Source organism: Streptomyces gardneri (genome assembly GCF_006539185.1).
In the GTDB taxonomy this organism is placed as follows: Bacteria; Actinomycetota; Actinomycetes; order Streptomycetales; family Streptomycetaceae; genus Streptomyces; species Streptomyces gardneri.
The window spans coordinates 1-24,248 of record NZ_BJMN01000017.1; the positions used below are offsets into that span (position 1 = coordinate 1).

The following is a 24,248-nucleotide window of genomic DNA, read 5'->3' on the forward strand; positions in this document are numbered from 1 at the left end:
CCCCCAGCCGATCGGCTTGACCGTCTTGTCGACGGGCACGGGGTGGGCCGCGGAGGGGAAGCGCTCGACGAGCGGGGTGGGGGTGCCCCAGCCGAGTTCCGACTGGCCGGACATGATCAGCTGACGTCCGTCGGCCCCGGTGACCACACTCGGGTACCACCGGCCGACGGACATGTCCTTGTTCAGATACCACTCCTCCGCCCAGGGGTCGAAGACCAGGGACAGCTTGGCCCCGGAGCCTCCGTTTCCGCCGAGGTTGCCGCCGAAGACGCCGAGCATGCCGTTAGGCAGGTAGGAGTGGCCGGCGCAGAAGAACGGGGCCGGGCGGGGCTCGTTCTTGCCGTCGGGCATGTTGATGACCGGCGGCTTCTTCTCGGAGAACGCGCCGGGGCCGGTTCCCTTCGCGGGGTCCCAGATCCAGGCGCGGCCGGCGTTCTCCTTGCCGATGGTGTTGGTGGGGGCCGGCTCCTTCTGCGGGTTGACCTCGATGCGCTCGAAGGAGAACAGCAGGACCTTGCCGGTCGGCAGCAGCGCGATGTGGGCCGCGAAGTCAGGGGACTGGAAGTACTCGCGGAACCGGCCGAACTCGCCGGCGTCGAAGTAGGCGTTGGCCTTCTCCTGAGAGGCGGTCAGTGACTTGAGCCGCTCTGTACGGGTGGTCTGCGGGTACTCGCCGACGTCGGCCAGTGCCTTCCGGGTGCGGGCGTGCTCCTCGGCGTGCTCCGTGCCCAGTGTCGCCGCCTCGTCCGGGTCGACGGTGACCGGTGCGGTCGCCGCCCGGGAGGCGGGGCCGTAGGGATAGGCATCGCCCCCCTCGTCGTGACCGTTGTGGGCGAGTACGGGGCCTGCCGACGCCAGGGCCACCGACGCGGCCATCGCGGTGGCGGCGCAGACGGAGATCGCCGTGGCGAGCCGGCGGCGGGCGGGCGGGGGCGGACTGCTGCGGGACATGGGACTCCTTGCCGCGGAGGTGTGGGCGCGCCGGCCCCCGACCAGGGGACACGTCGGAGGAGGGCGCGCCAGGACTGCCACCTGTTTACGCAGAGTGACAGGCTTCAGCTTTCCGGTGGGTCGCTCGGCTGTCACCCCGAGGCATGCAGGCGGGTGATCCCGAGCGCCGAAAGCGCTCCAACGCGCTTCGTGCGCCCCCCGACCAGCACGTTTGTGGAAAACAAACGGGTGATGGACGGCTCCGTCGGCCGGTCGGCCACCGGAGTCCCGCATGAGTGCCGCGTACTTTGCTGATTACTCCACGCGACAATGGTGTGGAGGTGTCGATCTTCTGGAGTGAGCACGGTGGACGATCTCAAGTTGCGTGACAGCGACGACATCCAGGGCGATGTGATCGCCGGCTTCAAGAAGGACCAGATGACCCTGCTGTTCCTCAAGTTCGAGGACGAGGCGCGGGCGCGTACCTGGGTCAAAGGCTTGGAACCGCAGATCTCCACGACGCGGCAGGTGGCTACCTTCAACGCCGCCTTCAGCAAGGCCAGGAAGGCCTCGGCCGGCGACGACCCGAAGACGCTCAAGGCCACGTGGATCAACGTGAGCTTCACCTGCGCGGGTCTTCGGGAGTTGACCGGCAAGGACCCGCTGCCCTCTGTCAGGCCCGGGAGTGGCCTGGAGGCGTTCAAGCAGGGCTCGGCCAAGCGGGCGCTCGGGGACACCGGCGACAGCTCGCCGGAGATGTGGCTCTTCGGCAACGGCAAGGGGCAGGTCGTCCACGCCGTGCTCACCGTCGCCTCCGACACCGTCCAGGACCTCCAGGCGATGGTCAGGCAGCAGAGAGAGGCGTGCGCCGCGGCCAAGATCGTGATCGTGTTCCAGCAGGACGCCGCCACATTGCCCGGAAGCCGGAGGGGCAAGGAACACTTCGGATTCAAGGACGGCGTCAGCGAGCCCGGCGTGATCGGCTTCGACGAGCCGGACCCCGGCAAGCCCGAGTACGTCAAGGGCCATCACGGTACGCGGCTGATCCCGCCCGGCGAGTTCGTCGTCGGCCACGACCGGGTGGGCGGTGAGTCTCACGAGACACCCGACTGGGCCGACAACGGAACCTTTCAAGTGGTGCGGCGGCTCGGCCAGGACGTCCCGGGCTTCTGGTCCCAGGTCGCCGGGCAGCTGAAAGTGCTCAAGGAGGCCAAGGTCGTGCCCCCCGAGGCCACCTCGGAGTGGCTGGCGGCCCGCCTCGTCGGCCGGTGGCGCTCGGGGACCCCCGTCGCCACGTGCCCCAACGCCGACAGGCCCTCCAACGCGCTGGCCGGTGACGACAACGACTTCGGCTACCGCAACGATCCCGAGGGCTTCATCACCCCGCTCTTCTCGCACCTGCGCTGCACCAACCCCCGGGACGGCCTGCAGGAGAAGCCCGGCGATCCGCCGTTCAACGAGAATCCGGTGATGGACCGACGGCGGATCATCCGCCGCGGCGCCCCGTACGGCGCGCCCTTCGATCCCGCCTCAGAGGGGCCCGGCGGGCCCGACGAGAAGCGCGGTCTGCTCTTCGTCTGCTATCAGTCGGACCTTGTGCAGCAGTTCGAGTTCATTCAGAAGGCGTGGATCGACAGCCCGGACTTTCCGCCCAACCGGCCCAACAAGCCCGGCCCCGACGGAATGGTCGGCGCCGCCGGCACGCTCAGCTACGAGAGCCCCGGCAAGACCACTCAGCTGAGCATGAGCCAGTTCGTCGTCACCGAGGGGTCCGTCTACGCCTTCGTCCCCTCGCTGACACTGCTACGACTGCTCGGTGACGGCAGGCTCACCGACAAGCCGCCCGCCGACGTCCGGCCGACCGACGCCTTCCTGCCCATCCCCGACATGCAGCGGATCAACGGCAAGAGCTGGTACTGGGCGTACGGGACGGGAGCCGACGGTGATGCCGTCTGCCGGACCCTCTCCATCGCCGACGGGGACGAGCACACGGACGTCCGCGAACGCCCCGACCGGCCGCTGAGCACCTGGCCGTGCTACGCCGGGGTGAAGAAGGTCGACGCGATCCTGCCCGTCCCGGACGAGCAGCGGATCAACGGCCGCAGCCGGTTCTGGCTGTTCCACACCATCGAGGGCCGGCAGGTCTACCGGAAGATCTCGATCGCCGACGGCGCCGAGTCCGGACCGCTGGAGCGGTCCGCCGCGATCGACCTCCCGGACCGCTCGCTCTCCGCGTGGGTCTCCTTCAACGGCATCGAGAGTGTGGACGCCTTCCTGCCGGTCCCCGATATGCAGCGGGTCGACGGCAAGAGCTGGTACTGGGTGTTCCACACCGTGATGGACCGTCAGGTGTACCGTCTCGTCTCGGTCGCCGACGGCAGGATGCACCAGGACAACCTCGAACGCGGCGACCGCGGCCTCGACCTGTGGCGATCGCTCGCCGGGATCACGTGGGTCGACGAGTTCCTCGCGGTCCCCGACATGCAGAGGATCAACGGCATGAGTCTGTTCTGGGTTTTCCACCAGGACACGTACCGGATCATCGTGATCCGTGACGGCCACGGTCACGAGGACCAGGTCACGGTCGAGGACCGGCCGCTGACGATGTGGAGGTCCCTCACGGGCTGACCGGCGCCTTGTGACGCGACAGGAAGCCCGTGGGCCCGCCGGAGAGGGCGACCGTGCCGGGCGGTACGGAGATCGCCTGTTCCTGGGTCGTGGCGGATGCCATTGCCGGGCCGGTCGCGAGGGACGGGGCGATCAGGCCGTCTGCGGTCGCCGCGAGGGCGACCGCGGCGGCAACGGCGAGGGGCCGACCGGCGGGGCTGAGGCGGTTCAAGGGGAGTCCTCCCAGGCGCCCTGTGGTCGTGGCGTCCAAGCGCCACGACCACAGGGACTCGTGACGGCGGTTCAGGGTTACGGCCGTTCGGAAGACTCCCTTCGGCGTCTGAGGCGGACGTGTGTCTGGGGCAAGGCCACCCAGCCCGGGAAGAAGTCACGAGGCAGGCGTTCGATCCCGCGCGCCGGTCGGGATTCGGGCGTGCTGATGCGTACGCCTCGTCTCCGCCGACGGATCGCCGCCGGTCTTGCGCACGCAGGGGCTAAGGGGCGGAACCTCAGGTTGCGGGGCCTTTGCTGCTGCGGTCCGCAGATCGGACGCCGACTGGGGTGAGAGCCCTTGGAAGGTCCCATCCGGAGTCCGCCCGCCTTGTCTGCCGGGCCGTGGGCGGCCTGGCAGGTGGTTTCTCAGGAGGTGGGCCGGTCCAGGTGCCGCTTCAAACGGACGTCGGTCACGCTGAAGTCCTGCGGTGCGCCGAACGCCTCGACCATGACGCCGTGGCCGATGTAGGTGACCTCCAGGGCCAGGCGTCCGGCTCCCACGCGCAGGTCGAGCCTCGCCACGGGCTTGCCCGCGAAGTTCGGCATGCGGTGGATCCGCGCTCCGGGGTACTCCAGGCCCGTCAGCCCGGCCCGCATCTGCTCGTACGTGGCCGTCTCCTTTCCGGCGAACGCCTTGCGGATCCGCAGCTGGTGCCGCTGGGCGGCGCACTGCTCCGTCGTGGTCAGCGGCACCGGGTCGGACAGGACGGGCTGGGTGGAGTCGGGGGTCGGTTCCGATGTCACGTGGCCGACGGCGCTGAAGACCCTCGGTTCGCAGCTCTGCCCGATGAGGTTGGCCAGCTCCAGGAACCGTGCCTCGGCCACTCGGGCACTCGTCAGGACGGTGGCCGCCCGGGCGGTCCGCGCGGCGGAGGCACGGGCGGAAACGCGGACGGCGGCGTTGACGGCGGAGGCGCGAGCCGAGGGGGCGGAGGCGGCATTGGTGGTGGCGGAGGCGCGCGGGGCGGTGACCTGGGTGGTGGCGGCGTGGGCGCTCTGGGTGCCGAGGGCGGCCAGGACGACGACGCTGCCGAGTGCGGCGGTGAGCAGGGGCTTCGGGAGGAGAATCGATCGCATGCCGATACCTTGCTGGCCGGTGGCCTCCGGCCGCCTGAGTAGTCGTACTCATTCCGCCGGAAGATCGACTCAGGCTCTTCGTTCCACGCCCTGGTGGCGGCAGCGTGGCTTGCAGGGGAGACCCGAGTGTCCGCGCTCGCCGAGGCAGCCCGCACCTCCCGCCCCACCATCTACGCCGATCTCCGGTCCCAGGGGATCGACCCCGACGCCCGGCCCATGAAAGAGGTCCCCATGGCTACGGTGACCATCGACGGCCTGACCGGAACCGACGTGGAAGCCGACGGCCGAACCATCTTGAACGCCGCCCACCGCTATGTCGCCGACCACCCCGACGGCGCCGGCAACAGCGAGTTCCAGGCCGACCTCGTCCAACTCTCCTAAGCGCTGGCCGCCTACAACTTCATCTGCCCGCGGCACGCCGCCGAACCGGCCGCGCGCCACGGCCGTGACCGAGCCCTCCACCTCGTCGAGGTCCGCCGGAAGGCCCTGAGCACGGCTACCGCGTGGCATGCCGCCCACCACTCCTATGTCGTCGCGGTCGACACAGCCCGCACCGCCATCGGTACCTGGGCCGATGCCGCCCGCGAGGCCGGCAAGTACTGGTTGCCCGACCAGGACTCCGAGGAGGCCTACGAGCAGCGGGTCCTGACCGCCGGTCACCGGTCCGTCGAGAGCCTGACCACCGACGTCGACACCGAGTCCCAGCGCCTGGCCGAGGAGCTCACCACCCTGCACAAGCAGCGCCTCGCGCTCGCCGAAGCCACCGCGAGACGGTTAGGCTGCTGGCCCTGTTTGTCGAGGTGGGCGCGGGCGGTCAGGCGTCAGGGTCGACTTCGGGGTGCGTGTATCGCACGGGCTTGCCCAGCGACCGGGCGTAGGCGATTTCGGCTCGGGTGCTGTCTCCGATGTAGTCGCCGACTACGAGCACCTCATCAGCGAGCCGGATCTTCGCCCGGTGCAGATCGTCGAGTCGAACCTTCAGTGCCTCGGCCTCGACTGGATCGGACCAAAGTTTGTGCGGTGACTTCATGTCACAGCCCGGTTTGACGACGATCTTTCCGTCTTTGGTCTCCCGTAGATCGGCCTCGTTCATCTCGCTCATGAAGCGGGTGGAGCCGCAGATCACGACGATAGGAGGGAGGCTCAACAGCTTCTTTGCGTCGGCGAGCTTCTCCTCGGGCGTGAGCAGGTGCGGGTGTGACACTGGTTCCTCCTGGTGGTGTGGTCCAAGGGGTGTCTGCGGAGACGAGGACGAGGCTGCCCAAGATCGTTTTATTCGTTGCGGGTGGAGATCGGTCCCGACGGCGGTGCGGTCAAGACGAGTGTCGAGGACTGGGCGTTCGACGCTCCGTTCGATCTTCATGATCCGTAGTACTTGGCCATGGCGATCGGCCGTGACGACTTCGTGGCGGCGTGGCCGCGAGCTCATCGAGCGCCCGAAGGTTGATCAGTCGGACGCCTCAACTTGGCATGAAGGCTGACATCCGGGGCGCAATGACCGTACGGCGGTGGCCAGCGTCACCTCAGTCCCGTCGCTCCAAGTGCAGACCTCCAACGAAGAGAGGTAGCCGCCCTGCGCGAAGACCAGGACCTCGCCCGGGCACTCTCCGTCTTCCGTGAAGATGAGGACCTCGGCCGCCACCACAGTGCCTGGGCCGGATGGCGCCGGCTCCACCGCGTGTGTGTCGAGATCGAAGTACGCGGTGCCGCAGCCACACGTGCAGCGGCCTTGCACGCGGATGTGCGGCACCTGCCGACGAAGTGCGAGGTGGACCGGATCGTCCTTGCGGAGGACTGCCTCCAGCACGAGGGCTACATCAGCGGGCAGTGTCTCCGTCACCTCGTCACCGTATCCCGCTCCCAGATGCGTCCACACGCGGTACCTGGGCGCCGGATTCGCCGCTGATCGGGCCGGTACCGCGAGGTGCCCGGAGACGGCGGGACGGCCGGGGGGAAGCACCCCGGCGGGGTCGTCGGCCCGGGCGCGTGGCCGATGCCCGGACCGGTGCGCGCGGCCCTGCATCGGGGCGGCGCGCGAGCGGCCGACGGGCGAGGGTTGGGGTCCGGTGCGAGCCTGGGGGCGTACCGCCTCTGCGAAAGGTCATCACCATGATCACCACTGACTTCGTACCCGGCTCGCCCTGCTGGCTCGACCTCGGCGCCCCCGACGTCGGGGCCGCCGCGGCCTTCTACGGCGGCGTGCTCGGCTGGGAGTACGAGTCCATGGGGGAGTCGGAGGAGATTGAAGGCGGGATGTTCCGCAAGGACGGGAAGATCGTCGCCGGGCTCGGCAAGCTCACCGAGGAGGGCGCCCGTTCCGCCTGGATGATCTACTACAGCGTCACCGACGCGGACGCCACGACCCGGGCGGTCGAGCAGGCGGGCGGCACGGTCCGGGTGGCCCCGATGGACCTCGACGAGTGGGGCCGCATGGCGCAGTACAGCGACCCGCTGGGCGGACAGTTCGCCGTGTGGCAGCCGGGAACGAACAAGGGCGTCGATCTGGTCGACAAGCCGGGTTCACTGTCCTGGACGGAGTTGTACACGACCGACGCCGCGGCCGCCAAGGAGTTCTACGGCGCCGTCTTCGGCTGGCAGTTCAGCGACATGGAACTGCCCGGCGGTGGGGGCACGTACGCCCTGATCACCCCCGCCGGACTCCCCGAGGAGCGGATGCACGGCGGCCTCATGCAGCTGAGCGAGGCGGACCTCGCCCTCGCGCACGGGCGGCCGTACTGGCACCCCGTCTTCGCCGTCGACGACTGCGACGCCGCGGTCGCCAGGGTCACCGCGAGGGGCGGAAACGTCCAGATGGGACCGGACGACGCGGAGGGCGTCGGCCGGCTCGCCGTCTGTCTCGACCCGTCGAACGCCGACTTCGTGGTCCTCGCCCCGGTCGCCGGCTGAGCCGGGCGGCCGACCCGGGAGGCCGGGTGGCCGGGTAGGGCGCCCGACTTCCGGTTTGGCTCAGCGGCCCAGTTGCGCGTCCAGCCACTGGACGATCTCCGGGGTCACCGGGTCGGTGATGTCGGCGAACTCCTCGTGCTTCTTCAGGAACTTCGCCACGTACGGGCAGACCGGCACGATCCGCATCCCGGAGGCGCGCACGTCGGTCAGGGCCTGCTCGACCAGGGTCGAGGCGAGGCCCTGGCCCGCGTAGGCGTCGTCGATCTCGGTGTGGAAGAAGACACGCCGGTCGTCGCGGTCGCGGTACGCCGTGAGGCCGGCGCGCCGGTCGTCGACCAGGATCTCGTAACGGTGGCGGGGGTCGACGCGACGGACGACGGGGGTGCGGCCCTCCCGCCCGGTCTCCTGCGCGGTTCCCTGCTCGGGCTTCTGCTCGCTCATGATCTGCCTTGTCTGCGTCGGGGGTCGGTGGGGATCGGGGTCGGGTCCGGGGCGCGGGTCACGCGCGGGGCGGGTTTCCCCGGGGCGTGAGAGCGGCGTTCGGCAGGGCAGGGGCGGGGAGGCGGGCGCCGGGGTAGCCGTGGACGTGCCCGAAGCGCTCGGAGGCGCGCTCCCATTCCTCCCTGGCCTCGACGATGTCCGCGTGACTGCGGCCGATGAAGTTCCACCACATGACGATCTCCTCGTCGAACGGCGTGCCGCCCAGGAGGACCGCCCGCGCGCGGTGGTCGGACTCGTTCGTCAGGGTCAGGGTGTCGTGCCCCGTGGGGACGTAGCCGAGCTCGGCCGGGCGCAGCGAGGTGCCGCCGAGGCGGACGGTTCCCTCGTCGACGAGCAGGCCGTGCTCGAAGGCCGGGTCGACGGGAAGGGCGACCGTGGCACCGGGGGCGAGGAGGAGTTCGGCGCCGAGGAGGGGCGTGAAGGTGGGGACGGGGGAGGTCTCACCGGCCAGTGAGCCGAGGAACACCCGGAGTTCCGCTTCCTCGAACCGGATCGGCTTCGGGGCGTGGTGCTGGAAGGCGCGGTCGGCGTGACGGTGTGCGCCGGGCAGTGCCACCCACAGCTGCACCCCGTGGAGGACGGTGGTGCCCGGTGTGGAGACCTCGGTGTGGCTGATGCCGTGGCCGCCGGTCATGAGGTTCAGTTCCCCGGGCCGTACGAACGCGTGACTGCCCAGGCTGTCGCGGTGCTCGATCTCGCCGCTGAACAGCCAGCTCACGGTCTGCAGGCCGGTGTGCGGGTGGGGAGCGACGTCCATTCCGCCGGACTCGGCGACCTCGTCGGGGCCGTAGTGGTCGGCGAAGCACCATGCTCCGATCAGCGTCCGGGACCGCTGGGGCAGGGTGCGCCGTACGGTCATGGCGCGCGGGCCGCCCAGCGGGACGTCCCGGGCACTGAGTACCTGCACCTCCGTGTCGTCCATGCCCGACCCCTCTCGTATCTCGCACATCGAGACTATAGTTTTACTTTCAACAACTATGAATGATCATAGCCCCGAAACCCGTGACGCGCACGGGTCGGTCGAAGGAGCGCAGGGTGAACGACGTGACAGTGGTTCAGGACGGTCGACGGGTCTACCTCGACAAGCAGACTCCCACGGCCTACCGGGCCCTGGTGGCGACGGCCGACGCCGTCCGCGCGACCGCCGCCGAGGCGGGCCTCGACCGCGTCCTGGTGGAACTGGTCAACCTCCGCGTCTCGCAGATCAACGGCTGCGCCTCCTGCCTCGACGTGCACACCAGGGCGGCGCTCCGCGCCGGGGAGACGACCCGGCGTCTCGGCGTGCTCCCCGCCTGGCGGGACACCGAGCTCTTCACCCCGCGGGAGCGCGCGGCCCTCGCCCTGGCGGAGGCCACCACCGACCCGGCGGACTCCCTCGCACAGGAGCGGGCCTACGACCTGGCCCGGGAGGTCCTGAACGACGACGAGATCTCCGCAGTGATCTGGGTGGCGATCACCATCAACGCCTTCAACCGCGTTTCGATCCTCAGCCGGCATCCCGTACGGGACGTCAGGGCCTGACCCAGGCCGCGTCGGTGGCCGACAGACGACGCGTGACCAGGACGGCCGCCGCGAGCAGCGCCAGCGCCACCCCAAGGACGAGTGCCAGGGAGACCCGGAGCAGCAGGGCGCCCACGAGGGCGCCGAGGAGGATCGCCAGGACCGACAGGATCCGACGACCCCGCCGGAGGCCGGCCCCGCCGTCCGGGGCGGAGTCGTGGGGGGAGCCCGGAGTGGAGTTCGGAGCGGAGTCGGGGGTGGAGTCCGAGGCGAGGCCCGTCAGCGTCTGGGTCACCACGGTCGTGGTCAGGTCGGGGACACCGAGGCGCCGGACGACCGCGTTTTGCAGCCCCATGGCGAGCCCGAGAAGCACGATCAGGGCGTACCGGGCCGGGTCGGTCGGCCTGGCGTCCGCCACGACGGCGGTGCCGAGCGCCCCCGCGACGAGCACCGCCTGCCCGCTCATGGCCGAGGCGAGCAGGCGCCCGCTGTGCCCGGCGAACCGGCAGCCGAAGCGGCCACCGGCCACCGCGCCGACGAGGAACGCCGCCGTCGACACGGCGGTGGCGGGCGCGGAGAGCCCCGCGGTGCCCGCCAGCGCGAAGCCGAGGAGCACCACGTTGCCGGTCATGTTGGCCACGAAGACCTCCCCGAGCCCGAGGTAGCTCACCGCATCCACCAGCCCGGTCACCACTGTCAGCGTCAGCAGGAGCGGTGGCAGCGGCCCGTGCCGGTCGCCCCGCGGCGGAACCAGCGAGTGGGCCACGTCGGCCAACAGCTTGCGCATCCTCCGGCGCTCCTTCCACCACGGAGGGAGCATCACCGATCCGCTCCCGATCCCCCGCGTCGCCACGCCGAGTCATCGGTCGGCGGAGGGCGGCCGTGTCCCTCGGCTAACGAGCTCGTGCACGGTAAGCGGTGAGATGCCGAAGCCTTTGGTGGGCCTGGTGTTCACTTCTGGCGGTTACGGCGTGAGGAGTGCGCCTTGCGCTGTCGCTCGTGCAACTCCTCGTACCATCCCGTCAGCGCCGGCCTCTGGCCCGCCCTCTCCATAGGTTGCGTGATCCACATCATTCGGGGGGATCATGAACTTCACGCGGTATCGCGGACCGTTGGCCTTCCTGCTGCTGACGGTCGCGGTCGTCCTCGGTGCCGCGGTTGTGGCCGGGCTCGGCTCGGGAGGCGAGGGCGCTCTGGTCCTGTTGCTCAGGTTCCGCGAGTACGTCCTTCTGCTGGGTTGGCTTGCCCTGGCCGCGGCGACCGGGGCGGTCCTGTTGGGGCTGACGGATTCTTCGCTGCGCACGCCGCTGGTCACCGTGTTGCTCTTCGTCGGCGTTCCGATGCTGCTTCTTGGTGGCCTCGCCTCCGCAGCGTTCGGTACTGACGAGGAGGTGGAAACGGAGGCGGCGGCTCCCGGCCGCGGCGACCGCCGGTTCGTGGTGACGGTGGGCGGCTATGTGGACCCCGTCTGGTGCGTCTACGTCCACCAGGGGAACCAGCCTCTGGAACGCCGCTGGCGTGTCGGCTGCTTCGACGGTGACTCCGAAGACAACGCGCTACGCCAGACCGAGTGGACGACGACTGACCGGATTCGCATGACCACCGAGGGGGGCACGGTCCACGAGGTGACCTAGTAGCTTCCGACCCAGGTCACCGCTGGGTACCGACCCCAGCGACGCACTCGTTCAGAAGCCGTTGTAGTACCGAGAGGTTCGCTTGGCGGTCGAACGAGGGTTCCCGGTTGGGTGATCTTCCCGTGGTCGGGGCATGAAGGCAGGGGGCCTTCCGAACAACTCGACGACCCGTAGGGAGGTCTTCGCGATCAGCTCCAGCCGGGGGCTTGTGGTAGGGGCCAGTCGGGCGGGACCGGCAGTGGACGGTCGGACGTGAGCGGGGGGTCGAGCGCGCGGCCGCTGAGCCAGCCGAGGAGGGCGTGGCCGGAGCCGGTGATGTCGGGGCCGGTCGGGGACAGGGTCCAGGATCGGCCGATGTCGAGGGCTTTGACCCGGGCGACGGGGAAGTCGAGTGCGGCGAGCGCCGTGATGGTGTCGTCGAGTGCCCAGGTCACGTACGTGCTGGGCCAGTCGGTGGTGCGGTAGCCGGCGTTCAGGTCGACGTGGTGCGTTTCGAGTTCGCGCCAGCAGCGGTGGAGGGTGTACCAGGCCGGGTGCCGCCAGCCCGCCAGTGCCGTGACCAGGGTGTCCCAACGTTCCACGGGCATCGATGTGGCGTCTTCGGCCAGGTGTGCAAGGCGGCTGCGCAGGTCGGTGGCGAGTTCGGCCGCGGGGCGGTCGGCGCCTTCACTGACAGTACGGGCGAGCGACTTGGCGTCCGTCCTCGGGGCGGGTTCGATACCGGTTCGGGCCACGGCGAGCAACCACCCATAGGCGTCGATGCTGCGGGCCAGGTGGGTGATGACGTGGCCGCGGGTCCAGCCGGCCAGCGTCGAGGGTGCACGCATCTCCAGGTCGGTCAGCGCGTCGAGGGTGGCGGTGATCCTGGCACCGGAGCGGGTGACTTCCTCGATTATGTCGAGCATGTTCGTACCGTAGTGGCGGGGTAGTCGTCGCCGAGCGTCGGGCGGACCTGCGACGCGGGATATCGGCCCCTCAGCAGGCCTCCGACCGCCGTGATGCCTGCCGTGATGGCGCGTTCACCGACGTTGCCGAACCCCAGGATCAGCTGCACTGGCTCTGTCGCATGCGAAGAACGGCAGGTGCTCATTCCGTAGAGGCCCACGGATCGGGCGTGGGCGGCGGCGATGAGGTCTTGCTCGTCGGCCGGTCCGTGGAGGTGCGCTACCGCGTGGAAGCCCGCCGCGAGGCCGGTCACCCTGACCTCGGGGGCATGTTCGGCGAGCGCCGCCACCAGGGTCGTGCGCCGTGCCGCGTAGGTTGTCCGCATCCGGCGCAGGTGCCGGTCGAAGCGGCCGGACTCGATCATTCTCGCGAGGGCGAGCTGATCGAGTGTGGGCGACCCGCGGTCGTTCAGCTGCTTGTGCTCGATGATCAGCTCGGTGAGTGCGGGAGGGCAGAGCATCCACCCGATGCGCAGCGCGGGCGCGAGGGACTTGCTGACGGTGCCTATGGAGATCACGCGGTCGGCGGCGAGTCCTTGCAGGGCGCCCACCGGCTCCCGGTCGTAGCGGAATTCGGCGTCGTAATCGTCCTCGATGATGACGGCGTCCCGGCTCCTGGCCCACTCGATCAGGGCGAGCCGCCGCTCGGGTGCCAGAGCGACACCGGTGGGCCACTGGTGCGCAGGGGTCATGACGACGGCGCGGGCGTCGGTCGCGGCGAGTGCCTGCACGTCGATGCCGCGCTCGTCGACCGGTACCGGGATCGCCGACAGGCCCGCCCAGGACGCGGCAGAGGAGATCGTGGCCGGTGAGCCGGGGTCCTCGTACGCCACCGTACGGACACCTGTCCGGGCCAGGGCGTGCAGGGCCAGACCGAGGCCCTGCGCGTAGCCGGAGCAGATCACGATCCGTTCCGGATCCGCTGCGGCGGCGCGCACCCGCCGCAGATATCCGGCCATGACCTCGCGCAGAGCCACATTGCCGCGCGGGTCTCCGTAATCAAGCGCCGCCGTCGGCATGGTGCGTGCCGCCTCGCGCGTGGCCCACAGCCAGTCGGCGAGCGGGAAGCTGCTCAAGTCCGGGACGCCCCACTTGAAGTCGGCCACCAGGCGTGGAGGTGCCGAGGGCGGTGACGTGGGCGCTGGCGGTGCGCCCGCGCCGGCGGCGACCCGGGTGGCTGAGCCGACGCGTGTCACGAGGTATCCCTCGGCTTGGAGCTGGGCGTAGCAGTCCTGCACCAGCCCGCGCGACAGCCCGAGCATCCGAGCGAGTTCACGGGAGGACGGCAGCCGTTCGCCGATCTGCAGCCGCCCGGTCCGGATCGCGTCCCGCAGCCGGAGTTCCAGCTGGGATCGCAGCGGCTCGCCGCTGTCCCGGTCGATGACCAGCAACAGATCGGGTGACAGACCGGACCACTCCAGAGGCATGGAATTGGATCTTACTGGCGATCCGCTTGGCCTTTAGCTTCGTCGTGTGAACAGGATGATCAACTCTCGAGCTGAGGGCGCCGGTTCGCGGCCGCCGCTGGTGACGCGGCCCCTGCTGCTGCGTTTCGTCTCGGTCATCGGTGCCTCGACGAGCTTCTACCTGCTGTTGTCGGTCGTCCCCCTCTACGCCGAGGTGTGCGGAGGCGGTTATGCCGCGGGACTGGCCACGGGTGCGCTGATGCTGGCGACGGTCGGAGGCGGGCTGGCCACTCCCCGGTTCGTTGCCCGCTTCGGTTACCGCCTGGTACTGGTGGCAGGGCTGGTCCTCCTCGGCACGCCCACGCTGGTGCTGACCGCTTCCGGGAGCACGGCTTGGATCACGGCGGTCTGTGTCGTGCGGGGTCTGGGCTTCGCGTTCACGGTCGTCGCGGGTGGCGCTTTGACGGCGTCGCTGATCCCGCCCGAGCGCCGTGGTGAGGGGCTGGCACTGGTTGGCATCGTGTCCGGGGTTCCGTCGCTGGTGGCCCTGCCGCTGGGGGTGTGGCTGGTAGGGCACGTGGGGTACGTACCGGTCTGCATTGCTGGCGCAGTGGCCGCGCTGGCCGCCATCGTCTCGGTGCCGGGCCTGCCGGGCCGGCCGGACAGCGAGCCGACCTCGGGACGGTCGATCGGGGTGCTGGCCGGGTTCCGGACGGCCGCTCTTCTGCGGCCCGCCGTCGTCTTCTCGGCTACTGCGCTCGCTGCCGGAATCACCGTCACCTTCCTCCCCCTTGCCGTCCCGTCGGCTTCTACCGGAGTCGTGGCCATGGCCCTGTTCGTCCAGTCCGCGGCGTCAACCGTGGCCCGCTGGGTCGCGGGCCGACACGGCGACCGGAACGGACCGGCCTCACTCGTCCTGCCCGGCCTTGTTGTCTCCGCCGCAGGAACGCTGCTCACCTCTCTGACCCACAGCCCGGTCGCCGTTGTCGTCGGCGTGGCCCTGTTCGGGGTCGGTTTCGGAGTCACCCAGAACGCCACGCTGACGCTGATGTACGCGCGTGTCCCCGCGTCTGGCTACGGCACCGTCAGCGCCCTGTGGAACTTCGCCTACGACGCGGGCATGGGCGTCGGCGCCGTCGGGTTCGGGGTGCTCGCAGGCCAGACCGGGTACCCATTGGCTTTCACCCTCACCGCCGCGCTGATGCTCACCGCCCTTGCCCCGGCCTGGCGCGACCGCCTGGCCAACGGCTCCCGTCGATGACCGGCGCAACCACACACGGCCGGGGGCCAAGGCTCGACCACCAGCACCTGCCGACGCGATCCCGTCGACGAACTGACCGCATTCAGCAACGAGACCGCCCAACGGGCACGGGTCTCCCAAGAACAGGAGCGCACATGACAACGAACACCGTGACGGTGGCCATCCTCGGACCGGGCGGTGTCGGTGGCCTGATCGGCGCGCTGCTCGCCCGCGACGGACACCGCGTCGTCTGCCTGGCCGGCGAGGAGACCACCGCCGTGCTGCGCCGCGAGGGCCTGCGAGTGCAGAGCACGCAGTACGGCGACTTCACCACTCCGGTCGAAGCTGACACCTTGCTGCGCGAACCGGTCGACGTCACCTTCGTGACCGTCAAGCAGACCGCCCTGCCCGCCGCCCTCGACCGTGTTCCGCCGCAGGTCCTCGGCGACGGTATCGTCGTACCGCTGCTCAACGGACTCGACCACCTCGCAGCACTGCGCCGACACTATCCGGCCGGCCAGGTCGTGGCCGGAACCATCAGGGTCGAGGCCACCCGCACCTCGCCCGGACGCATCGCGCACACCAGCCCCTTCACCGCCCTCGAACTGGCCGCCCCGCTCGCCGACCTCGCATCCCACCTTCGGCACGCCGGCCTCGACGTGACCCTGCGCACCGACGAGAGCACGATGCTCTGGGACAAACTCTCCTTCCTCGCCCCGTTCGCCCTGCTGACCACGCGCTACCAGTCCGCTGTGGGCGCCATCCGCGACGAGCGGCGGTCCGAGCTGCTTGCCGTACTCGACGAAATCACTGCCGTGGCCCGCGCCGCGGGCACACCGGTGACCGCCGAGGCCGTGCTCTCCTTCTTCGACCGGGCCCCCGAGATGATGAAGTCCTCGATGCAGCGCGACGCGGAGAACGGCCACCCGATCGAGCTCGACGCCATCGGAGGGGCTGTCCTACGGGCCGCGGCCACTCACAGGATCGAGACCCCGATTACCGCACGTCTCGTCGCAGAGCTGGTTCCCACAGCAAGTCAGTAGCAACACCGGCCCGTACCGACGGCGGCGGGGGCACCTCGTCAAGTGCCGACAGTCCAAAGCCATACACAACACCCCGGCGTGTTCACCGCCCGCTTTCAGGAGACAACGCCCCCGGCTTCTTGTCGCTCACCCACCCGTCGCGCACCTGGCGGACGCCGTGATCAGCCAGCCAACGCCGCGCTGCCTCCTCGGCTTGCATCTCCATTCGGGAAGTATGAACAAGCCTCGCAAGATCCAAACGAAACGGCCCTGGGCGCCACCGATCATCACCGGTCCTTGTCCGACGTGCCGGCGAGAAGTGGCTGTTCGGTCCAGATGACCTTGCCGTCCGCGGTGTAGCGGGTGCCCCAGCGGTCGGCGAACTGGGCCACCAGGAACAGGCCCCGTCCACCCTCGTCGGTGGTCGCCGCGCGCCGCAGGTGTGGAGCGGTGCTGCTGCCGTCCGAGACCTCGCAGATCAATGCGCGATCGCGGATCAGACGTACGCGGACCGGCTCGGCGGCGTAGCGGATGGCGTTGGTGACAAGCTCGCTGAGGATCAGCTCGGTGGTGAACGACTCCTCCTCCAGACCCCATTCGGCCATCGTGCGGGCGACGGCGGCTCGAACCTGGCCGACGGCCGACGGATCGGACGCGACGTCCCAGGCGGCAGTACGGGCGCTGCCGAGCGCACGCGTGCGGGCGACCACCAGCGCGATGTCGTCCGAGGGCTGCTCGGGCAGCAACGCGTCCAGAACCGCGCCGCAGGTCTGCTCGGGCGTACGGCCGGGGTGAGCCAGGGTACGCCGCAGCAGTTCCAGCCCTTCGTCGATGTCGCGGGTGCGGTCCTCCACGAGACCGTCGGTGTAGAGAACGAGGCCGCTGCCCTCGGGGAGCTCGATCTCGGCGGTCTCGAACGGGAGTCCGGAGAGCCCGAGAGGTGGGCCGCCCGGTACGGCGGCGAACTCCGCGCTGCCGTCGGGGCGCACGATGACGGGCTCGAAGTGGCCGGCGCGGGCCATCGTGCACAGCTGGGTGCCCGGGTCGTAGAGCGCGTACAGGCAGGTGGCGCCCGTGACCGGAGCGCCGTCGGCGTCGCCGCTCTCGTCCTGGTCGATCCGAGTGACCAGTTCGTCGAGGCGCCACAGGAGTTCGTCTGGCGCCAGGTCCAGGGAGGAGAAGTTGTGGACCGCGGTGCGCAGCCGGCCCATGGTGGCGGCGGCGTGCAGCCCGTGGCCGACCACGTCCCCCACGACGAGGGCGACGCGGGCGCCGGGTAGCGGGATGACGTCGAACCAGTCCCCGCCGACACCGCTGCTGCCCGCATGCGCGGGCAGGTAGCGGTGGGCCACGTCGAGCGCGTTCTGCTCCGGCAAGGCGCGGGGGAGCAGGCTGCGCTGCAGGGCGACCGCCAGGGTGTGCTCGCGCGTGAAGCGGCGGGCGTTGTCGATGGTGACCGCCGCACGGGCGCCCAGTTGCTCGGCGAGTGTCACGTCGTCGTGCTCGAACGGCTCGGGCTTGCGCGACCGCCAGAACGTGACGACACCCAGGATGACGCCGCGGGCGCGCAGCGGAGCCGCGATCATCGAATGGATGCCGGCCTCGACAAGTCTCCGGGCCCGTTCGGGGTCTTGAGCCTGCCAGCCGGAGAAGGCGGTCATGTCCGCCTCCAAGACCGTCTCGCCCGAGCCGAAGCCGAGGCTCTGCGGGGTGGACGGGACGAAATGGATCAGTTTGCCGGGCGGGTAGAGCGGTGTGTCGTCCCGGATACCCCGGAACGCGACACGGCGCATCGCCGCATCACCCCCCGACGGCTCCTCGCCCCGCAGGACGGGGTCGGCCAGGTCGACGGTGACGAAGTCGGCGAACCGGGGGACGGCGAAGTCCGCCAGCTCCTGGGAGGTCCGCTCGACGTCGAGGCTGGTGCCGATTTCCAATCCGGCGTCGAACAGCAGCTTCAGGCGTTCCTGCGCCACATCGGCCCTGCCGGTGACGGTCTGCAGCTCGGTGGTGTCCCGCAGCGTCGCGACACAGCCGGACGGCCCGCCTCCGGGGTCGGTCGGCCGCTGGTTGACGGCCAGCAGCCGGTTCCCGGTCAGGTACACCTCGTCGGTGGCCGAACGCCCGGAAGCCAACAGCCGGGCTATGTCCGGGGCGAGGCCCAGCTCACGGGCGAGCAGGCCCTCCGCGTCCGGGCTCAGACCGAGCAGCCTGCGCGCCTCGTCGTTGGCCAGCACCAGTCGACCGTCGCCGTCGAGGATCAGAACGCCCTCGCGCACGGCGTGCAGCACCGCGTCGTGGTGCTCGTACATGCGGGTCATCTCGGCGGGGCCCAGGCCGTGGGTCTGGCGGCGCAGTCGCCTGCCGACCAGAGCGGTACCGAAGGTGGCGACCGCCAGCGCGGCCGCCGCGGCACCGAGCAGCAGGGGCAGCTGATGATCGACGACTCCGCTCACGGCTTCGAGCGTGACCCCTGCGGAAACCAGAGCGATGACGTCGCCCTCGGCGTCGGTCACGGGGACCACCGCGCGGGTGGACGGGCCGAGGGTGCCGGTCACGGTCTCCCTGACGATCCCGCCTGCCGCAGCAGGGCCGATCGTGCCGATGTACTGCCTTCCGATCTGTGCCGGATCGGGGTGGGTGATGCGGATCCCGTCCGTGGTCATCGCCACGAGAAAGTCGACGCCGGACGCCTTTCGCGCTTCTTCGGCGCGTGGCTGGAGCACTGCGGTCGGGTCGGGACCGGCCAGGGCCTCCTCGATTCCCGGCGCGTTGGCGAAGGTCTCGGCCACGGCGAGGGACCGGTTGCGCGCTTCCCGCTCGCTGTCCGCCCGGGACTGCAGTACGAGAGCAACCACGGCGGCCACGACGAGGAGCACCACGATCGCCGCCTGTAGGGAGAAGACCTGACGGGCGACGGTGCGGACGCTCAACGCGGAGCGCAGGCGGCCGAGGAATCCGGCCATAGTCCATGTCTAGCACCGGCCCGAACGGCGGGCGAGTGGGCGGCCCGGGCACGGAACGTACCGACCCAGGGGCACGCACTGCTGATCGGCCCGAACCGCCCGCCAGGCCCACGCCTTCACGGAGCGGACGAGCAGCGAGCTGTCGGCTGCGTACGGTCCGGCCTGATGCAGGAGCCGGCGGCCGCCGGACCGGCCGCCGGCCCGGGATTGAGTGGCATCGATGGGCGTGGCTCGGCGGGGCGAGTATCCGCCGCCGACTACCAGGGGTGACCAGCGGCGAACCGGTGAAGACCGGCAGCGGCCCGGACGCCACCCACTGCGGCTGCATCCACGCCATCACTGACATCTCCACGTGGACTGATCCCAGGCTGAGGGGCCATGGTCCCCCCGCCCGGCACCCGGTCAGGCCGGGGCCCGCCCGGCGCACGGCCGACATCCTCGGCGGCCGCCGAACCAGTGCTCCCGTCACCGCAGGCACTGTGCGCGTTCTGCCGCGTGGCGGCACCCTGCCGTGCTCCGGCGAACCTTGCCCTCCGGCGGCGAGCAGGTGAAGCAGACCTGCCGAGCAATGTGTCACCGCCCAGGACCGGCCGGGCGCAGAGCAGCGAACTCCCCGGGCGGTCAGTCGCCCGCCGCACCCGGCGCCGTCCGAGCCGCGGCCGCCCTCCGACCCCTGCGGCGCGAGCGCGGACGCCCCGGCGCCGTGCCTGTCGACAATTGGAACGTGACCACTACGCGGGCACCGCCCAGGGGGCCGCGCGTGATGCGGACGGCGCCCCGGGCGGCGAGGGCCGCGCGACGGGCGATGTCGAGCCCGAGGCCGGTGGAGCCCGTACTCCCGCCGCGGGCGAGGGCATCGTCCGGGTCGGCGATGCCGGGGCCGGCGTCGTGAACGGTCAGTTCCACGGTGTGGGCGGTGCGGCACACGGAGACCTCCAGGGCGGTGCCCCGGGAGGTGTACCGGAAGACGTTGCCCACGAGCGCGTCCACGACGGCCGTGATGTCCGCTTCGGGGAGGCAGACGGGGGTCGTCTCGTCCGTGATCTGCAGTGTGCAGGGACGGTCCTGCTGACCCGCGAGCACGGCCCAGAAGGCCGCGCGTCGACGGACGACGTCGGCGACTTCGCAGTGGTCCCCGCCCTCCCGCGGCCCGTCGGGCGATTCCTCGCCCCGCAGCGCCCGGCCCATCGGGCCGACGGCGAGCGGCGTGCGAGCCTCGGCGATGATCGCGTTGAGCTCCCGCTCCAGTTCGGCGACGGCCGTCCGGATGCGTCCGGTGTCGGCGCTCGGAGCGATCCGTTCGACCGCCAGGTGTAGGGCGGTCAGGGGGGTGCGGAGCCGGTGGGACAGGTCCGCGACCAGTTCCCGTTCGACGGCGAGCAGGTCCGTCATGCGGTCGGCCATGGTGTTGAAGGCCGTGCCCGCTTCCTTCAGTTCCGGCGGTCCCTTCGGCTGCACGCGGGTGTCGAGGTTGCCGGTGCCGAGCCGGCGTGATGCCTCGGCAAGCCGCTTCGCCGCCGTGACGACGGCGGAGCCGAGGCGGTCGGCGACCAGGACGGAGCCGCCGAGCAGGACGACCGCCAGACCCGCCATGACGCTCCACGACAGGACGACCCCACGGGTCAGGTCGTCGTCGGGCACGAAGTTCTCCACCACCGCGACCCGGTCCTGGGGCAGGATCACCGGCTGCAGGTAGATCCAGCCGCCGGGCACGTCCCGGGAGATGGACTCGCGTTCCTCCTCGGCCCGGCCCAGCAGATCCGGCGGAGCGTGCCCCGCGCCGCCGACCGTGCTGTGGTCCGGCAGATGGATGACCATGTGCTCGGCCGCGCGCAGCCCCGCCCCCGCCTCGCGGAGCTCGGCCGCGTCCGTGGTGAGGGCCAGGATCGGCGCCATCGCCGCCGCGCTCTGCTCGGCCGCCGTGATGCTCTGCTCGCGGGCGAGCGACATCACGAGCAGACCCAGCGGGATCAGGAACGACAGCGCCACCATGGAGGTGACGGCCAGGGCCACCCCCGCCAGGGAGCGCCTCACCGCGGGGCCCCGGGCTCGGCGTGGCGTCTTCGGGGCCCTCGGTTCACGGGTACAGCGCTCCAACGGGTAGCCGTGTGCCCAGCGCCACGGTCGGGGGATTCGGGTCCGGGGTCCGGGCGACGGGCCGCCGGAGGGCCTCCCGGTACGACGTCCTCCGGGAGTGGCGTATGCCGTCACCGGCCCCGTGATCCGGGACGACGGGCCGTCAGGAGGTGGCGAACGCCAGGCCGTGTTCGCCGGTGCGCAGGGACACCGCCCGGTCGGCCACGGGGATCGTACACCCCTCGGTCGAACTGCAGCTCGCATAGCCGATCAGCACCTTCGCCTCGCCCGGAGCGGTCGCCCGGATCGGCAGCGTCACCGTGACGGGGCCGTCGGGGTAGACCGGTAGGGCGCCGCGCACGCCCGGCACCGTGATGCTCTTGACCGGCTTGTCCACGGTCATCTCACCGGCGGTGGCGAGCGAACCGACGGGACGGACCTCGGTCGGTCGCCCCACCCCTTCGACGCCTTCGGCGGGGAGCGCGGTGCTGTAGAGGTGGAAGCCGGCTTCGTCGGGCGTGAACGTGGCGACCAGGGTTCCCGCGTCGGACTTCCAGTCGGCCACGCTCAGCCGGACGGTGACGCCGTTCTCGTTGAACTCGGTCACGGCGGCGGCGTGCGACGGCGCGGACTCCTGGCCGCAGCCGGTCAGCGAGGCGGCGCCCAGCAGTGCGGCCGCGGTCCAGGCGAGGCGCGTGCGCGCGGCGCGGGGGAGGCGGGGGGCCGGGTGGGGGGAGGCCATGGGGTGTCTCATGTCGTCTTTCCGTGTCTTTCGCGTGTTTCGGGGAGGTGGGCCGCACACCGAGGGCGCGACCGGCCCTCATGGGTACGGGGGAGTGGAGCCGTCCGGTGCGCAGGGGGAGTCGGGTCCTCCCTGGCGCATGGCGGTGGCACTCGGGTACCGGCGCTCACAGGGCCGCGGTCGTGCCCTGCAGCCTTACCTGCAACGCGTACACCAGGTCGGTCCACAGGCCGGTGACCAGCAGGAGGCCGACGAGGACCAGAAGTGCGCCGCCGGCCCGCATGACGGTCCTGTGGTGGTTCCTGACCCATCGGAAGGCGCGCAGGGCCCGCTGGAAGGCGAGTGCGGTGAGGAGGAAGGGCGCGCCCAGCCCCACGCAGTAGCAGACCATGAGGAGGGCGCCGCGCCCGGCGCTGGCCTCGTTCCAGGCCAGGGCCTGCACGGCGGCCAGGGTCGGCCCGATGCAAGGGGTCCAGCCCACGCCGAAGACGACGCCCAGCAGGGGCGCGCCGGCCAGGCCGAAGGAGGGCCGACGGCTGCTGCGCAGTTCGCGCTGGGTGAAGCCGGGCAGCCAGCCCGCGAAGGCGAGGCCCATGACGACGGTCAACAGGCCCAGGACCAGCGTGATGCCGTCCTGGTAGGCGAGCAGGTTGCGCCCGACGAAGCCGAACAGGGCGCCCCCGGACACCAGGACGCCGCTGAAACCCAGGACGAACAGCGCCGCTCCGGCGACCATCCGCCCGCGCCGCCCGCCGTCCGCCTCGGCGAGGTCGGACACCGACAGGCTGGTGACGTAGCTCAGGTAGCCCGGCACGAGCGGCAGGACGCACGGGGAAAGGAAGGACACCAGGCCTGCGGCTGCGGCCACCGGCACGGCGAGGAGCAGGGTGCCCGACACCGCGCTGGCGGCCGGCCCGGCGGCGAGCGCCGCCCACGTGGGGCCCGTCACTCGTCCTCCCCGGCGACCCGGTCTACGAGGGGCTCCAGCCGCGCGCGGGTGACCGGACCGGAGACGGCGACGGCGATCCGGCCCTGCCGGTCGATGACCAGGGTGGAAGGGATGGCCTGCGGGTTGAGCAGCGCGGGCGGGAAGGCCAGCAGCAGCCTTCCGTCGGGATCGTGGATGCTCGGATACCGCAGACCGTAGGTCCTCTCGAACTCCCGGGCCGGCCCGGTGGAACGGTCGCGGATGTTGACGCCCAGGAGCTCCACGCCGCGCGGCGCCGCCGCACCGCGCAGCGCCTCCAGGTCGGCGGCCTCGGCGCGACAAGGGGCGCACCAGGAGCCCCACACGTTCAGGACGACGACCTTGCCGCGGTACGAGCGCAGCGCCAGGTCCCGGCCCGTGAGGTCCCGGCCGGAGGTGTCGGGCGCGGAAGGGCGTTCGGCGACCGGCAGCACCGCCGCGGTCTCGACGGTGCCCGCTCCCGGCGCGCCGCCGTCCGCTCCCGCCACGGCGCCCCCGCCGCAGCCGGTGGCCGCGAGGGCGAGGAGGAACAGGACGACCGTCGCCGACGCGCCACGTCTGTGGCCGCGGGCCGTCATCAGGCCCACTTCCGCAGGAATGCGCCGAGGCCCGTCTCGGTCAGCTCGGGGTTGCCGGTCGAGTGCGTCTCGGTCACCACCTTGCCGTTGCCGTCAAGGACGACCAGGACGGGCATCTTGTACGCGCCCTCGCCGGAGCAGTAGTCGCGCAGGAGGTCGAAGGCCGAGGAGTCCTGGCTGCCGATGTCGACCTTGACCACGTGGTACGAGGCGTCCAGGAGCGCCCCCACGCCGCTCGTGGCGAACACCCGGTCGGCGGCCTTGCAGTTGCCGCACCAGTTGGCGCCGAAGTCGATCAGCACCTTCTTGCCGTCGGCCTTGGCGGCGGCGACCGCGGCCGTGACGGCTCCACGGGCGTCCGCACCTGTCGGGTAGCCGCTGGTGAAGCCCGAGGAGCCCGAGACGGGAGCGCTCTTCTTCACGGCGGGCCTGGTCGGGGCGGGAGCGGCAGTGGTCCTGGCGGGGCGAGGGGCGGCTTTAGTCGTCGCCGCGGGGCGAGGGGTTGCCTTGGTCGTCGCCGCGGGTCGCTTGGCCACGGGCGAGGAGGCGGAAGGGCTCGGCCGGGTCGTCGGGGGGACCGACGTCGCGGCGGCGGGGGAGGCGGATGCCGTCGCCGCCTCCATGGGCGCCGGGGCGCCGGTTCCCTGGTCGGCCGGAGCGTCCGGGGCCGCCGCCACGGACACGTTCTGCGCCGCGTCGTTCTTCGAGCCGCCCACTCCGCAGGCCGTGGCGACGGCGGCGGAGGCGATCGTGAGGGAGACGGCCGAGAAGCGGACGAGGCCCTGGATGCCGACGGTGCGTTGTTTGCGCCGGTGTGCGGCCATGACGGATCAACCCCTTGTGTCGGTGAGCTCTCCGGGGCCTTGAGGCGGCCGATG

The 24,248-nt window shown here is 71.1% G+C and carries 22 protein-coding genes and 1 pseudogene; 7 read left to right on the forward strand and 16 right to left on the reverse strand.

Annotated features, from left to right (window positions below; translation table 11 throughout):
- Window positions 1-951: pseudogene (locus SGA01_RS14315) on the reverse strand (glyoxal oxidase); the annotation flags it as partial.
- A gap of 345 nt (window positions 952-1,296) precedes the next feature.
- Between SGA01_RS14315 and SGA01_RS14320 the strand changes: the two are divergent.
- Complete coding sequence (locus tag SGA01_RS14320; protein ID WP_255325192.1) at window positions 1,297-3,558, forward strand: Dyp-type peroxidase; 2,262 nt, start codon at window positions 1,297-1,299, stop codon at window positions 3,556-3,558.
- Here the strand turns inward: SGA01_RS14320 and SGA01_RS14325 are convergent.
- Both SGA01_RS14325 and SGA01_RS41040 read right to left on the reverse strand, forming a co-directional pair.
- On the reverse strand, window positions 3,548-3,769 hold the full coding sequence (locus SGA01_RS14325) for a hypothetical protein (RefSeq protein WP_141296887.1): 222 nt from the start codon (window positions 3,767-3,769) through the stop codon (window positions 3,548-3,550). The genes SGA01_RS14320 and SGA01_RS14325 overlap by 11 nt on opposite strands.
- A 407-nt stretch (window positions 3,770-4,176) precedes the next feature.
- Window positions 4,177-4,887 carry a hypothetical protein gene (locus tag SGA01_RS41040; protein WP_167534098.1) on the reverse strand — a complete coding sequence of 237 codons (711 nt, stop codon included), beginning with the start codon at window positions 4,885-4,887 and terminating at the stop codon, window positions 4,177-4,179.
- A 126-nt stretch (window positions 4,888-5,013) separates the two neighbouring features.
- Here SGA01_RS41040 and SGA01_RS41045 point away from each other — a divergent pair, with 126 nt between their 5' ends.
- Window positions 5,014-5,268 carry a hypothetical protein gene (locus tag SGA01_RS41045; protein WP_167534099.1) on the forward strand — a complete coding sequence of 85 codons (255 nt, stop codon included), beginning with the start codon at window positions 5,014-5,016 and terminating at the stop codon, window positions 5,266-5,268.
- A gap of 433 nt (window positions 5,269-5,701) precedes the next feature.
- Here SGA01_RS41045 and SGA01_RS14340 read toward each other — a convergent pair whose 3' ends face one another.
- Both SGA01_RS14340 and SGA01_RS14345 read right to left on the reverse strand, forming a co-directional pair.
- A complete protein-coding gene (locus tag SGA01_RS14340; RefSeq protein ID WP_141296945.1) occupies window positions 5,702-6,091 on the reverse strand; it encodes a hypothetical protein in 390 nt (129 codons plus the stop codon).
- A gap of 243 nt (window positions 6,092-6,334) precedes the next feature.
- Window positions 6,335-6,727, reverse strand: coding sequence for a hypothetical protein (locus SGA01_RS14345; RefSeq protein WP_141296889.1), 393 nt, complete (start codon window positions 6,725-6,727; stop codon window positions 6,335-6,337).
- A gap of 269 nt (window positions 6,728-6,996) precedes the next feature.
- Between SGA01_RS14345 and SGA01_RS14350 the strand changes: the two genes are divergently transcribed.
- Window positions 6,997-7,794 (forward strand): VOC family protein, encoded by a 798-nt coding sequence (locus tag SGA01_RS14350; RefSeq protein WP_141296890.1) that lies wholly within the window; start codon window positions 6,997-6,999, stop codon window positions 7,792-7,794.
- Window positions 7,795-7,854: 60 nt separating this feature from the next.
- Here SGA01_RS14350 and SGA01_RS14355 read toward each other — a convergent pair whose 3' ends face one another.
- Both SGA01_RS14355 and SGA01_RS14360 read right to left on the reverse strand, forming a co-directional pair.
- Window positions 7,855-8,235 (reverse strand): GNAT family N-acetyltransferase, encoded by a 381-nt coding sequence (locus SGA01_RS14355; protein ID WP_141296891.1) that lies wholly within the window; start codon window positions 8,233-8,235, stop codon window positions 7,855-7,857.
- A gap of 58 nt (window positions 8,236-8,293) precedes the next feature.
- A complete protein-coding gene (locus tag SGA01_RS14360; RefSeq protein ID WP_167534100.1) occupies window positions 8,294-9,217 on the reverse strand; it encodes a pirin family protein in 924 nt (307 codons plus the stop codon).
- A 113-nt stretch (window positions 9,218-9,330) separates the two neighbouring features.
- Here SGA01_RS14360 and SGA01_RS14365 point away from each other — a divergent pair, with 113 nt between their 5' ends.
- Window positions 9,331-9,816 (forward strand): carboxymuconolactone decarboxylase family protein, encoded by a 486-nt coding sequence (locus SGA01_RS14365; protein ID WP_229918365.1) that lies wholly within the window; start codon window positions 9,331-9,333, stop codon window positions 9,814-9,816.
- Here the strand turns inward: SGA01_RS14365 and SGA01_RS14370 are convergent.
- Window positions 9,806-10,582, reverse strand: a complete 777-nt coding sequence (locus SGA01_RS14370) for a YoaK family protein (RefSeq protein ID WP_141296894.1) — start codon at window positions 10,580-10,582, stop codon at window positions 9,806-9,808. The two genes, SGA01_RS14365 and SGA01_RS14370, sit on opposite strands and share 11 nt — an antisense overlap.
- 298 nt (window positions 10,583-10,880) lie before the next feature.
- On the opposite strand from SGA01_RS14370, the gene SGA01_RS14375 reads away from it, so the two are divergent.
- A complete protein-coding gene (locus SGA01_RS14375; protein ID WP_141296895.1) occupies window positions 10,881-11,429 on the forward strand; it encodes a hypothetical protein in 549 nt (182 codons plus the stop codon).
- 188 nt (window positions 11,430-11,617) lie between these two features.
- On the opposite strand, the gene SGA01_RS14380 is transcribed toward SGA01_RS14375, so the two are convergent.
- Window positions 11,618-12,334: a maleylpyruvate isomerase family mycothiol-dependent enzyme gene (locus SGA01_RS14380; RefSeq protein WP_141296896.1), complete on the reverse strand. Its 717-nt coding sequence runs from the start codon at window positions 12,332-12,334 to the stop codon at window positions 11,618-11,620.
- On the reverse strand, window positions 12,322-13,800 hold the full coding sequence (gene pdxR / locus SGA01_RS14385; protein ID WP_141296897.1) for a MocR-like pyridoxine biosynthesis transcription factor PdxR: 1,479 nt from the start codon (window positions 13,798-13,800) through the stop codon (window positions 12,322-12,324). The genes SGA01_RS14380 and pdxR overlap by 13 nt, the downstream gene beginning before the upstream one ends.
- A gap of 55 nt (window positions 13,801-13,855) precedes the next feature.
- Between pdxR and SGA01_RS14390 the strand changes: the two genes are divergently transcribed.
- Together SGA01_RS14390 and SGA01_RS14395 are read left to right on the forward strand one after the other, a co-directional pair.
- Window positions 13,856-15,040, forward strand: a complete 1,185-nt coding sequence (locus SGA01_RS14390) for an MFS transporter (protein ID WP_141296946.1) — start codon at window positions 13,856-13,858, stop codon at window positions 15,038-15,040.
- A gap of 134 nt (window positions 15,041-15,174) precedes the next feature.
- Window positions 15,175-16,062, forward strand: coding sequence for a ketopantoate reductase family protein (locus tag SGA01_RS14395; protein WP_141296898.1), 888 nt, complete (start codon window positions 15,175-15,177; stop codon window positions 16,060-16,062).
- Between the two features lie 266 nt (window positions 16,063-16,328).
- Here SGA01_RS14395 and SGA01_RS14400 read toward each other — a convergent pair whose 3' ends face one another.
- The 6 genes from SGA01_RS14400 to SGA01_RS14425 form a co-directional block, all read right to left on the reverse strand.
- Window positions 16,329-19,007, reverse strand: coding sequence for a SpoIIE family protein phosphatase (locus tag SGA01_RS14400; protein WP_141296899.1), 2,679 nt, complete (start codon window positions 19,005-19,007; stop codon window positions 16,329-16,331).
- 621 nt (window positions 19,008-19,628) lie between these two features.
- A complete protein-coding gene (locus tag SGA01_RS14405) occupies window positions 19,629-21,041 on the reverse strand; it encodes a HAMP domain-containing sensor histidine kinase (protein ID WP_141296900.1) in 1,413 nt (470 codons plus the stop codon).
- 205 nt (window positions 21,042-21,246) lie between these two features.
- The gene (locus SGA01_RS14410; protein WP_167534101.1) at window positions 21,247-21,825 is read right to left on the reverse strand and encodes a protein-disulfide reductase DsbD family protein; all 579 of its coding nucleotides are present in this window, start codon (window positions 21,823-21,825) and stop codon (window positions 21,247-21,249) included.
- A gap of 166 nt (window positions 21,826-21,991) precedes the next feature.
- Window positions 21,992-22,774: a cytochrome c biogenesis CcdA family protein gene (locus tag SGA01_RS14415; protein ID WP_141296902.1), complete on the reverse strand. Its 783-nt coding sequence runs from the start codon at window positions 22,772-22,774 to the stop codon at window positions 21,992-21,994.
- Window positions 22,771-23,370 carry a TlpA family protein disulfide reductase gene (locus SGA01_RS14420; protein WP_167534102.1) on the reverse strand — a complete coding sequence of 200 codons (600 nt, stop codon included), beginning with the start codon at window positions 23,368-23,370 and terminating at the stop codon, window positions 22,771-22,773. The genes SGA01_RS14415 and SGA01_RS14420 overlap by 4 nt, the downstream gene beginning before the upstream one ends.
- Window positions 23,370-24,194, reverse strand: coding sequence for a thioredoxin family protein (locus SGA01_RS14425; RefSeq protein ID WP_141296903.1), 825 nt, complete (start codon window positions 24,192-24,194; stop codon window positions 23,370-23,372). Before SGA01_RS14425 ends, SGA01_RS14420 begins: the two co-directional genes overlap by 1 nt.
- Between the last annotated feature and the right edge of the window lie 54 nt (window positions 24,195-24,248).

Bases quoted from the DNA above. Each gene is read 5' to 3' on its own strand.
- SGA01_RS14420 (WP_167534102.1), bottom strand. From the start codon at position 23,370: ATGACGGCCCGCGGCCACAGACGTGGCGCGTCGGCGACGGTCGTCCTG.
- SGA01_RS14375 (WP_141296895.1), top strand. From the start codon at position 10,881: ATGAACTTCACGCGGTATCGCGGACCGTTGGCCTTCCTGCTGCTGACG.
- SGA01_RS41040 (WP_167534098.1), bottom strand. From the start codon at position 4,887: ATGCGATCGATTCTCCTCCCGAAGCCCCTGCTCACCGCCGCACTCGGC.
- SGA01_RS14350 (WP_141296890.1), top strand. From the start codon at position 6,997: ATGATCACCACTGACTTCGTACCCGGCTCGCCCTGCTGGCTCGACCTC.
- SGA01_RS14360 (WP_167534100.1), bottom strand. From the start codon at position 9,217: ATGGACGACACGGAGGTGCAGGTACTCAGTGCCCGGGACGTCCCGCTG.
- SGA01_RS14390 (WP_141296946.1), top strand. From the start codon at position 13,856: ATGATCAACTCTCGAGCTGAGGGCGCCGGTTCGCGGCCGCCGCTGGTG.
- SGA01_RS14355 (WP_141296891.1), bottom strand. From the start codon at position 8,235: ATGAGCGAGCAGAAGCCCGAGCAGGGAACCGCGCAGGAGACCGGGCGG.
- SGA01_RS14425 (WP_141296903.1), bottom strand. From the start codon at position 24,194: ATGGCCGCACACCGGCGCAAACAACGCACCGTCGGCATCCAGGGCCTC.
- SGA01_RS14395 (WP_141296898.1), top strand. From the start codon at position 15,175: ATGACAACGAACACCGTGACGGTGGCCATCCTCGGACCGGGCGGTGTC.
- pdxR (WP_141296897.1), bottom strand. From the start codon at position 13,800: ATGCCTCTGGAGTGGTCCGGTCTGTCACCCGATCTGTTGCTGGTCATC.
- SGA01_RS14400 (WP_141296899.1), bottom strand. From the start codon at position 19,007: ATGGCCGGATTCCTCGGCCGCCTGCGCTCCGCGTTGAGCGTCCGCACC.
- SGA01_RS14370 (WP_141296894.1), bottom strand. From the start codon at position 10,582: ATGCGCAAGCTGTTGGCCGACGTGGCCCACTCGCTGGTTCCGCCGCGG.
- SGA01_RS14410 (WP_167534101.1), bottom strand. From the start codon at position 21,825: ATGGCCTCCCCCCACCCGGCCCCCCGCCTCCCCCGCGCCGCGCGCACG.
- SGA01_RS14380 (WP_141296896.1), bottom strand. From the start codon at position 12,334: ATGCTCGACATAATCGAGGAAGTCACCCGCTCCGGTGCCAGGATCACC.